This window comes from Nostoc sp. (assembly GCF_036917195.1).
In the GTDB taxonomy this organism is placed as follows: domain Bacteria; phylum Cyanobacteriota; class Cyanobacteriia; order Cyanobacteriales; family Nostocaceae; genus Nostoc.
The window spans coordinates 1-1,391 of sequence record NZ_JBALDG010000083.1 but is presented as its reverse complement, the minus strand read 5'-3'; the positions used below and the strand labels follow the sequence as shown (position 1 = coordinate 1,391).

The 1,391-nt window shown below is 46.3% G+C and carries 1 protein-coding gene; it reads left to right on the top strand.

The window, feature by feature from the left end:
- On the top strand, nt 1-1,391 hold a 1,391-nt coding region (gene ilvD / locus V7K40_RS29475), incomplete at both ends, for a dihydroxy-acid dehydratase (protein ID WP_334966088.1).

The window sequence follows — 1,391 nt, the reverse complement described above, 5'->3', positions numbered from 1 at the left end:
TCACGGGAAGTCATTGCCGATTCCATTGAAACCGCCTGTACTGGACAAAGTATGGATGGTGTGCTAGCCATTGGCGGTTGTGATAAGAATATGCCAGGGGCAATGTTAGCGATCGCCCGGATGAATATCCCTGCAATATTCGTTTACGGTGGCACAATTAAACCCGGTCATTACAACGGACGTGATTTAACTGTTGTCAGTTCTTTTGAAGCCGTTGGTCAATACAGTGCTGGAAAAATTGACGAAAAGGAATTATTAGAAGTTGAAAGTCGGGCTTGTCCTGGGGCGGGTTCATGTGGGGGAATGTTCACAGCTAACACCATGTCTTCAGCATTTGAAGCGCTGGGGATGAGTTTGCCTTATTCTTCAACAATGGCGGCGGAAGATGCCGAAAAAGCCGACAGCACGGAAAAATCAGCGTTTGTGTTAGTTGAAGCGATTCGTCAACAAATCTTACCCCGGCAAATTATCACCCGCAAATCTATAGAGAATGCCATTTCTGTAATTATGGCGGTAGGTGGTTCGACCAATGCGGTGTTGCATTTTTTAGCGATCGCCCGTGCTGCTAATGTAGAGTTAACCCTAGATGACTTTGAAACTATCCGCGCTCGTGTCCCCGTTTTGTGTGATTTAAAACCCAGTGGTAAATATGTCGCTACAGATTTGCACAAAGCTGGTGGCATTCCGCAAGTAATGAAGATGCTACTTGTACATAACTTATTACATGGTGATAGCCTTACCATCAGTGGTCAAACGATTGCAGAGATATTAGCAGATATACCAGAAGAACCATCCACCCACCAAGATGTGATCCGTCCCTGGAATAACCCAATGTATCCTCAAGGGCATTTAGCTATTCTTAGAGGTAATTTAGCAACGGAAGGGGCTGTCGCCAAAATTACCGGGGTGAAAAAGCCAGTAATTACTGGGCCCGCCCGGGTGTTTGAATCAGAAGAAGCTTCTTTAAATGCAATTTTGGCGGGTAAAATTCAAGCAGGTGATATTCTCGTCATTCGCTACGAAGGGCCTAAGGGCGGCCCTGGGATGCGGGAAATGTTGGCTCCTACCTCAGCAATTATTGGTGCTGGTTTGGGTGATGCTGTAGGATTAATTACCGATGGGCGCTTTTCTGGCGGTACTTACGGCATGGTGGTTGGTCATGTTGCACCAGAAGCCGCAGTTGGTGGTGCGATCGCTCTTGTTGAAGAAGGCGATAGTATTACTATTGATGCACCGGCTCGTTTATTGCAGTTGAATATATCTGAATCAGAATTAGCTCGTCGTCGTGCTAATTGGCAACCTCCTGCACCACGTTACACTAAAGGCGTGTTGGCGAAATATGCCTTTTTGGTATCTTCTAGCAGCATTGGTGCTGTGACAGATTTGGACTT